The organism is Streptomyces cellostaticus, from assembly GCF_001513965.1.
GTDB classification, from domain to species: domain Bacteria; phylum Actinomycetota; class Actinomycetes; order Streptomycetales; family Streptomycetaceae; genus Streptomyces; species Streptomyces cellostaticus.
Genome location: NZ_KQ948086.1, coordinates 1 through 8,393, shown reverse-complemented (window position 1 = coordinate 8,393; position 8,393 = coordinate 1). Strand labels below are relative to the sequence as shown.

Here is an 8,393-nt window from a genome sequence, read left to right as displayed (position 1 = left end):
TAGCCTCCCTGGTGGCCAGGTGGGAAGCGAGCCGGTGCCAGCGGCGCGCGGACGTGGGACCACGGCCGGATGCCAGAGGGTCGAACTAACATCCACGCGATGCCGAGCAACACCCCGACCGGATCCCCCGACGCCGCAGCCGCCGAGTCGCTATACGACCCCTTCGCGTTCCTTGACGACCTGGTCGCGGCGCAGAAGGAGTTGCACGAGACCTACGGTGAACTGCAACGTCTTCAGGAGGGCTTGGCCTGGTCAGCGGCGCCCCACGGAGCTTTTCAGCGACGCCGATCGGTGGAGGAACACGGTGCGCACGGCCACCGATGGCTGGACGCCGGAACAAACCGCCGCGTACGAGGGCCTGTGGTCGAAACTGCGCGAGCTGACGGCCTACGTTGCCTGGCACGCGCACTGGGAGCGCTGCCCGAAGGAGAAGGCCGTCGAAGCACGGCAGGCGCTCAAGCACGCCGAGGGCGCGGTTCCCGATCCGGCGCCAGCCGAGGTGGTCGCCGAGCCGGCGTAGGTAGCGGTGCGCTGTCACACGCTCGTTCTGTCCCACGGCGCGGCTGTCAGAACACGAGGCTTTCACGGGGGATATCCGGCAGACCTTCACCGCTCTGGTCACCCAGACCCTGCTGTTCCTCAAAAGCCGCACTGACCTGGAACGCACCCACATTTTCGGCACCGGTAAGAAGGACGACCCGCCCTACGACTACCGCCGCAGACCCGAAAGAGGGCAACGTGAGGCCAACGAAGCAGACCTGCAGCGCGATTTCCACCAATGGCTGCTCAGCGGCCCCCTGCACAGCATCGTTCAGGTAGAGACGAACAACGTCGGCATGGGCCGCGCCGACGTCCTGGTCCAGTTCGGAGCCCTGCGCTACCTGACTGAGATGAAACAGGACCCCGACGACAACAGCCGCGCTCACATCGAGGGCAAGTACCTCACCCAGGAAGCCGAGTACACCAACACCAACGCCCCCTTCGGCCAACTCCTCGTCCTCGACCTCACCCCCAAAACCAGCAGCAGCGGCACCCTGCGCGTCGACGAAGTCGCCTGGCTGGCCACCCACCGTCCCCGCGGCGCCACCACCGACCGCCTCGTCCGCGTCGGCATAGTCACCGGCAACCGCCTCACCCCATCCACCTACTCACGCTGACCGATGAAGGCTTCGGCAATCAGGGCACCAGCCCGGACGAGCCATCGACACCGCCTCCACCACGAGGGCGCCGGAGGAGGCACTCATCCACTCCACAGCTGCTCAGCGCGCGCACCTCGTCGGGGCCCTGGTGGTTGGAACCGGTGCTGGTGGCGGTCTCGCGCGGGAAGGGCAGCCCCGGCCGGGCATGGCGGCCCCTGTCCAGGGCGCGGTGTCCAGGGGCCGCCGAGGCCCTGCCGTCCTGTCAACGCAGGCACTACGACGGTAGAGCCGATTGCCTGCCGGCGCCCGCTCGACGTGTCGTCTGGCTGAACGACGGCGCTGTCGGCCTCGCTCCAGACGGCCGACGGAGGTTTGTCTCTAGTACCCGTCGTCGACGACTGGTGCTCGCCATCCAGCGGCGGGACATCGTCGCCGACCCGTACGAGTCGGCCCCGGCTGCCGTCCTACGGGGGAAAGGGCGGCGGCTGGGGCCGACGATGTTCACGCTAGCGGGCTGAACAGCGCCTTTCACCGGTCTTGCGCGAGTTTGTAGAGCTCGGCGAACAATCCTGCCGCATTCAGCAGGGCATCGAAGGTCCCCGACTCCACGATGCGGCCGCGGTCGAGGACGATGATGCGGTCTGCGATGCGGGCGTTGTCCAGGTTGTGGGTGACGAAGACGGCGGCCTTGCCCGCGGCGAGCTGCTTGAAGCGGCGGATCACCAGGTGCTCGGCGCGCGGATCCATCGCGGAGGTGGGTTCGTCCAGCATCAACATGGCGGCGTCGCGGTAGAACGCGCGGGCCACGGCGATCCTCTGCCACTGCCCGCCCGAGAGGTCGGTGCCGCCCCAGTTGGAGCTCGCGACCAGGGTGTCCAGCCCGTACGGGGCTTTGTCGATGACGCTGTCCGCGCCGGCGGCGCGGGCGGCCTGAAGCAGCGGGCCGTCGTCGCTGGCGCGGGGCTGTCCGAGGTGGATGTTGGCGCGCAGGTCCATGGGCCAGCGGGTGTAGTCCTGCGGCACCAGCCCGACCTTCGACCACACGCTGGCAGGGTCGGCGTCGGCGAGGTCGGTGCCGTCCCAGGTGACCGTGCCGGAGGTGGGCAGGTACAGGCCGGTGAGGAGGCGGGAGAGGGTGGTCTTGCCCGAGCCGTTCTCGCCGACCAGGGCGATCAGTTCGCCCTGGCGCAGGGTGAGGCTGACCGAGTTGACCGCCGGGGCGTCGGCGCCCGGGTAGGTGTAGGTGGCGTCCGTCGCCTTGATCACGGCGGGCGCCCCGGCCGGGATCACCGTGGTGCCGCGTGTGGCGCGCAGGGCCTTGGCGCGGCGCAGGAAGCTCTGCCAGTCCTCCAGGTAGAGGCTGGTGCGGAATGTGCGGGCGGCGGCCATCACCAGCGAGGTCAGCGCGCCGGTCGAGGTGCGTACAGCGACGACGGCGGTCGCGGCGACAGCGAGGTTCATCCGGCCGGTTGCGGCGAGCCAGCCGAGAGCGGCCCAGGTGAGGCTGAGCATCAGCCCGCTCAGGGCGGAGCCGGCCAGGTTCACCTTCAGCACGTGGGGGGCCGCAGCTCGGTGGGTGGCCTTGATCCGGTCGGTGATTTCCCGGTACCAGCTGGTGAGGAAGCCGCCCATGGTGGCGGCGCGGACCTCGGCGGCGGTGCGGCGGTCGGTGGAGTAGTACCGCAGCAGGTAGCGCAGGTGGTTGTCCGAGATGTTCTGGAAGTCGGCTCGGTGCTGGATGCGCGCAGTGGTCACCGCGGCGGCCCCTTTGGGTACCACGGCCAGGAGCAGCAGGGGCAGCAGCAGCGGGTGCAGCACCGTGAGGACGCAGGCCGCGGCGGCGAGCTGTGCGAGCGCGGAGACCATGGCCTGCGCGTCGCCGATCAGGTCCTCGGTCGCCTCCGCGCCCTTGCCGGCGGCCTGGAGCCGGTCGGTGAACCCGGGCCGGTCGTACGCCTCCAGCTCGACCTGGGGGGCGGCGGCGAGGATCTGGAGATCGGCCTCGGTGGCGACTTCGGGGGCAAGTCGGGTGGAGGCGTAGACGGCGAGCGCGTCCGCCCCGGCCCGTACGGCGGTCGCTGCGGCCGCGACGATGAGCCTGGGGACCGCGGCTGTCACGCGCTGGGCGACGTCTCCGCCGTTGAACAGGTGGTTCATCGCGCCGGGGAGGGCTGCGAGGGCGATGGCTGAGGAGATGGCGACGACCAGTTGGCACAGGCCCAGCCACAGCATGGCGGGCCGGTCGGCGGCCCAGCCGAGGCGTACGGCGGCGGCGAGCGTGTGTGGGAGGCGGGCGGCCATCCGCCACCAGGTGGCGGTGGCGATGTCCTCTGCGTGCGCATCGGGGCGGTAGCCGACCTGCTGCGGCGATGCTGCGGGGGTTTTCGGGGCGGGTGAGGAGTCGGTCACCCGCCCCATCCTTGCGGGGTGGTGGGGGCGGACGGGGCCGATCGCGCCGAAGTCGCCCAGCCGGTGGAGGAAGTGTCTACAGAGCCCGCAGGGCCAGCTCCACGGCGGTGATCAGGAACAGGTCCGTACGGAACGGCGTCGCGTCCTGGGGGCTGAGGGCAGCCCGCTCGACGATCTCCGCGAGCTGGGCTGCGTCCACGAATCCCTGCTCGATGAGGTGGAGTTCCTTGCCCCAGCCGCGCAACAGGCCGGTGGCGTTGCGGTGCACGGCGGCGTTCATGAGATGGCCGAAGTTCTCCCGCAACGGCGGGTACACCACCTCCTCGGGCAGGCCGCGGGCGGCGAGCCGCCGGTGCAGTAGGTGCTTGTCCGCCTTCCACTGAACCGGCAGCCGCTGCCCGAATCGGACCATGTCCGCGTCGGTGAACGGCGCGACGGCCCACAGCCCGCGCCGCGCCAGCAGCGGGGTGGCGACCTCCAGCGCGACCAGCGCGGTCTCTGGCGCCACCGTGGCCGGGGAGATCCCGGTGTTCACCTCGCCGAGCAGGTCCCGCACCCGCTCGCCGCACCAGGCCGGCGCGGCCAGGGTGGGCACGGGACCGCCCTCGGGCCGACGGACCCGGGCGACCTCGTCGCCGCCGAAGCCGGCCACCACCGTATGGATGCCACGGGCGCGCAGGGCCTGGGCGAGCGCGTCGCCGGCCTCCAGGTGCGGCTCATCCAGCGGGCTGATCGCCTCCGCCCGAGCCCGCCGCAGACCGCCCGGGGACAGCGCCGGGTAGTCGGCAGCCCGCACCGTGCAGTCCGCAGCGAAACCGGTCTGCTCGATGACCGCCCTGCGCCGGGCCTCCTGCTGCCCTCCGGCCTGGCCGCCGATCAGCATCGCGCACGGGGTGATCGCACCCGGGTAGGCCAGGGCGAGGGAGATGGCGAGGTTGGTGGAGTCCATGCCGCCAGACAGCTGGGCGGCGGTCTGCCCCGGGACCACCGGCCGCTTGGTGAACACGTGGTCGGCCAGGGCCTCAAACGCCCCCATCAGAGCGGGCTCGTCGGTGCCTTCGGCGAGTTCGGAAAGCTGGGCGTGTTCGGCCGCATCCGGGTACACCATGCGCAGGCCCTCGTCGTCGGCGTACGCGGTGGAGCGTTCCGACAGCCGCTTGACCGTGGTGAACAGCGTGTCGTGGCCGTAGCGGGGGTAGCCGGTCAGCAGCCGCATCACTTCCTTCTCCTCCAGCCGCTCCGGACCGAGGTGGGCACGCAGGTCCATCAGCTGCCACGAGCCGGCCAGCCGGCCGCCGTCGTAGGCCAGATACAGCGGGCACACCCCGCCGAGCCCGGTCTGGAGCCGGAGCCCGCGCGGGCCCGCCTCGATCCAGATGCTCTGGAGCGGCCAGTCCTGGCACTCCTTCAGCACACGGCCGTAGACCGCGGCGTCCACGCGGGCCGGGCACAGCGAGCGCAGCAGCGAAGGGCGGCCGACGGCCTTTTCCCGTACGACCAGCAGCGTGCGGGTGCCGTCGGTGACCGCGCGCGCTTCCAGTGCCGGGTGCTCCAGCGGCCGGATGCGGTCGTCGCCGCGGCCCCACCCCTCTTCCTCGCCTCGCCACTCCCACGGACCACCGGTCCGCACGTTCACCGAGCACGTCAACATTCTTCTTCTCCTCCCTCAAGTCGGCACACGACGGGGCCCGCGCGGCTCTCGGCCAGGCGCGGGCCCCGGTGACGCTGGTGGTGCTTTACGGCGGTGCCGCCGGGTCAGTCCTCGAACCGGCCCTGGTCCGAGGTCTCGGCGGCCTTCTCCTCGTAGCGGGCGGTGTCGCCCGGCACGGCGGTGATCTCCGGTCCGGCGAACACGGACTCCCACGGACGCGTCTGGTCCTTCATGGCGAACCCCTCTCACTCGGCCAATTCCCGTTGACGGATCGTCACCGGGCTTGCTCAATCAGTGAACCGGGCAAGGCAGTTGACGGGTACCGTGGCGAGCGCGCGGATCCGTATATCGGGTATACGAGGGCAGGACCCCATGACCCAGCGCATGCCGAACCACCAGCTCAAGGCACTGATCGAAGAGTCCGGTCTGCCGTACGACGGTGTCGCCCGGGCGGTGAAGGCCGTGGCGTTAGAGAGCGGCCAACGGTTGGGCACCAACAAGTCGGCTGTCCACCACTGGGTCCAGGGGGCCGAGCCGTCCGGGGCGACGCCCGGGTACCTGGCCGAGGCCCTCTCCAGGCGCCTGGGCCGCCGGATCACCCGCGAGGACCTCGGACTTGGTTCCCGGTCCGAGGGTGAAGATGAAAGCATCGGGCTGACGCTGGACTTCGATCCGATCGAGACACTGACCGCCCTCGGGGAGGCCGATGTGAACCGCCGCCGTTTCCTCGCCGCCTCCGCCTACTCCATGGCCGCAGCGACCCTTCCGCTGGAGATGGTCCAGGAGGCCGCTGCCCGCACCCGTACGGTCAGCGGCGGAGCCGTCGCCGGCCACGCCGACGTCGCAGCCGTGCGCGACATGGTGAAGCTCTTCATGGACATGGACGAACGCCACGGCGGGCAGCACGGCCGCACAGCGTTCGTGCAGTACCTCGTCACCGACGTCGCAGAGCTGTGCCGGGGCCGGTTCGCCAGCGAACAGGTGCGCGCCGAGGCGCTCTCGGTCGCCTCCGCCGGCGCCCACCTCGCCGGATGGAAGGCGTACGACAGCGGGGAACAGGGCCTCGCCCAGCGGTACTACCTCCAGTCGCTCGCCCTCGCGCGGGCCTCCGGCGTCCCGGGACAGGACGGCTTCGTGATGCGCACCATGTCGCAACAGGGCATGAAGCTGCACCGGCCCGAGCACTGCCTCGCCCTCGCCGCGACCGGCTGGGACCGGGCCAAGGGCCGTGTCGACGCCCAGGTAGAGGCCCTCTTCGCCGTCACCCACGCGCACGCCCTCGCCAAGACTGGCCAGCGCCGGGCCGCCGTCGCCGACATCGAGCACGCCCGCACCGCCCTTGCGGCCGGAGTACGGTCCGGTGACGAGGTCCCGTTCTGGGCCCTGGTGTGGGGGCCGCCAGCGGCCACTGTCCACTCCCGTACGGCGAAGGTCTTCGAGACGCTTGGCGACCGGCCGAACGCCGCCCGGCAGTACGCGACCGCCGCGGCGAGCCGGCCGGGAACGACGTACGCCCGGATCATCGCCCTTGACCTGGTCGCCCAGGCCGAGCAGCAGGCCAAGCAAGGCAGCATCGAGCAGGCATGCGTCACCTGGGGCCGCGCGATCGACACCATGGCCGGGGTGAAGTCCACCCGCACCCTCAAGGCCGTCCGCTCCCTGCGCTCCGACCTCCGCCCCTATCGGGCCCGCGGCGTGCGGGTGGCGGCCGAGCTCGACGAGCGCGCCCGCATCTTCCTCACCCACCATCGCTGAGCCGGTCCCCATGAGGGGGCGGCCTGCGCCCCTGCACGGACAAGGACGCCTCCAACTTCGACTGACCCGAGCATGGAAAGTCGCACCGGACCACCCGGCGGTCTGGCTCGTTGACCTGCACAGACGGCGACCGCCCAAGTCGTCGCGCACGAGATGAGGGGAACACTATGGCCGAGGCTGTCGCCCCGAAGGTCCGGGCAGCGCAGCGACGGATCGTGAGCACGATCACGTCCTCCGGCGTGCTGAACCGTGACGGGCTCGCCCTGTGGCGGGAGGCCGGGTGCGGCGAGTGGAAGGCCACCGCTGCCGAGATCGGCCAGGACCTGGAGCTGCTGGAGGTGCCGTACACGATCGTGACGGCCTTCCGCTTCCCTCTCGCCAGCTCCTACAACAAGCCGATGCGGCGCGGTGAGGAGGTCCGCATCGCCCGAGGTGACCTGACCCACCTGACCCGGTGGATGCCCTCGCTGAAGGAGACCATCGGCGACATCCCCGAGGACTGCCATGGCTGGGCTTTTCGCCTGTTCCAGCCCCGCGCCGAGGGCATGGCCATCGTCAATCTCGCACTGTTAGCGGACTGGCCCGCCTGGTCGAAGAAGCAAGCCCGCGCCGCCGGCCTGGTCTGCGCAGAATGTGACTACGACCTGCGCAAGTTCAAGGACGAGACCCGCCTGCCGTACGACATCCGGCTTCCCGAGCGGCCCAAGACACGGCGGCTGGCGTGCGGGCAGTGCTGCGACCACGGCCTGGACGAGATGGAACGCCTGGCCCAGCTGACCGGGAAGCCGTCATGACACACCGGCAGCCCTCTGTCCCCCAGCGGCACGGTGATTCTCAGACATGAACAGATGCGAGGGTTCTGCGAGAAGCCCCGGAGCAATCACGTTTCCCCAGGTCGTCGAACAGGACTCCGCTGGAGGACCCCGTGGATGACCTCGCAACCTTGCGCGCGCAGGAGTACGCGAAGCTATACGACGAACTCCTCGGCACCGTTGCCCGGCTCGACAAGCTGCGACGCCTTGAGAGCGGCGGTTCCGTCGACGCTCACGCCACCGCAGCCATGCATGCGGTGGCGTTCGCCGCCACCATCCTGTGGCCCACCATCCCGAACACCCCGCCGCCCGGATTCCGCCACGACAGTGAACGCCTACTCCACCTAGCCGCGAACTGGCGCGAAGCAGCATTGGAAATCGGCGAATTCGCCCCACCTCGCCCAGCCCTGCGGCTCGTCCGTGACTCCGAACCGTCCGAGGAACATCCGACCTGAAACCGGCGCTGAGCCGGCCGCCACCTGGACAAGATGTTCACCGCTGCTCTGCCACACTATGCAGGCGCGTGCCACGCGCCCCGGCCCCGGCCATCCCGTCCCCGTGGCGGCCGGGGCCGCTGCATGTCCGCCACCCTCAACGGCGGCGCAAACCGGCCCTGCCCCGGCCCTT

The 8,393-nt window shown here is 70.6% G+C and carries 9 protein-coding genes; 5 read left to right on the top strand and 4 right to left on the bottom strand.

Translation table 11 applies throughout. The annotated features are described in order from the left end of the window. The first annotated feature begins 304 nt into the window (after nucleotides 1–304). A complete protein-coding gene (locus AQI88_RS41975; RefSeq protein ID WP_067011079.1) occupies nucleotides 305–520 on the top strand; it encodes a hypothetical protein in 216 nt (71 codons plus the stop codon). A gap of 46 nt (nucleotides 521–566) precedes the next feature. Here AQI88_RS41975 and AQI88_RS41970 read toward each other — a convergent pair whose 3' ends face one another. Then, entirely contained in the window at nucleotides 567–776 is a 210-nt protein-coding gene (locus AQI88_RS41970) for a hypothetical protein (protein ID WP_159050587.1), read from the bottom strand. A 60-nt stretch (nucleotides 777–836) separates the two neighbouring features. Here AQI88_RS41970 and AQI88_RS41965 point away from each other — a divergent pair, with 60 nt between their 5' ends. Beyond that, on the top strand, nucleotides 837–1,157 hold the full coding sequence (locus AQI88_RS41965) for a hypothetical protein (RefSeq protein ID WP_067011075.1): 321 nt from the start codon (nucleotides 837–839) through the stop codon (nucleotides 1,155–1,157). Between the two features lie 510 nt (nucleotides 1,158–1,667). On the opposite strand, the gene AQI88_RS41960 is transcribed toward AQI88_RS41965, so the two are convergent. From AQI88_RS41960 to AQI88_RS48730, 3 genes are all read right to left on the bottom strand, one after another. Continuing rightward, a complete protein-coding gene (locus AQI88_RS41960; protein WP_067011073.1) occupies nucleotides 1,668–3,557 on the bottom strand; it encodes an ABC transporter ATP-binding protein in 1,890 nt (629 codons plus the stop codon). A gap of 67 nt (nucleotides 3,558–3,624) precedes the next feature. Further along, nucleotides 3,625–5,199, bottom strand: a complete 1,575-nt coding sequence (locus AQI88_RS41955) for an asparagine synthase-related protein (RefSeq protein ID WP_067011071.1) — start codon at nucleotides 5,197–5,199, stop codon at nucleotides 3,625–3,627. Between the two features lie 104 nt (nucleotides 5,200–5,303). Continuing rightward, on the bottom strand, nucleotides 5,304–5,432 hold the full coding sequence (locus AQI88_RS48730) for a hypothetical protein (protein WP_279616607.1): 129 nt from the start codon (nucleotides 5,430–5,432) through the stop codon (nucleotides 5,304–5,306). Between the two features lie 139 nt (nucleotides 5,433–5,571). On the opposite strand from AQI88_RS48730, the gene AQI88_RS41950 reads away from it, so the two are divergent. The 3 genes from AQI88_RS41950 (at nucleotide 5,572) to AQI88_RS41940 (ending at nucleotide 8,221) form a co-directional block, all read left to right on the top strand. Continuing rightward, nucleotides 5,572–6,954, top strand: a complete 1,383-nt coding sequence (locus AQI88_RS41950) for an NsdA family TPR-like regulatory protein (RefSeq protein ID WP_067011069.1) — start codon at nucleotides 5,572–5,574, stop codon at nucleotides 6,952–6,954. A 215-nt stretch (nucleotides 6,955–7,169) separates the two neighbouring features. Further along, on the top strand, nucleotides 7,170–7,748 hold the full coding sequence (locus tag AQI88_RS41945) for a hypothetical protein (RefSeq protein WP_159050586.1): 579 nt from the start codon (nucleotides 7,170–7,172) through the stop codon (nucleotides 7,746–7,748). Between the two features lie 131 nt (nucleotides 7,749–7,879). Next, on the top strand, nucleotides 7,880–8,221 hold the full coding sequence (locus AQI88_RS41940) for a hypothetical protein (RefSeq protein ID WP_067011066.1): 342 nt from the start codon (nucleotides 7,880–7,882) through the stop codon (nucleotides 8,219–8,221). The last annotated feature ends 172 nt before the right edge of the window (nucleotides 8,222–8,393 follow it).

Coding starts and splice junctions, on each gene's coding strand:
- AQI88_RS41965 (WP_067011075.1), top strand. CDS start 837: ATGGGCCGCGCCGACGTCCTGGTCCAGTTCGGAGCCCTGCGCTACCTG.
- AQI88_RS41960 (WP_067011073.1), bottom strand. CDS start 3,557: ATGGGGCGGGTGACCGACTCCTCACCCGCCCCGAAAACCCCCGCAGCA.
- AQI88_RS41955 (WP_067011071.1), bottom strand. CDS start 5,199: ATGTTGACGTGCTCGGTGAACGTGCGGACCGGTGGTCCGTGGGAGTGG.
- AQI88_RS48730 (WP_279616607.1), bottom strand. CDS start 5,432: ATGAAGGACCAGACGCGTCCGTGGGAGTCCGTGTTCGCCGGACCGGAG.
- AQI88_RS41950 (WP_067011069.1), top strand. CDS start 5,572: ATGACCCAGCGCATGCCGAACCACCAGCTCAAGGCACTGATCGAAGAG.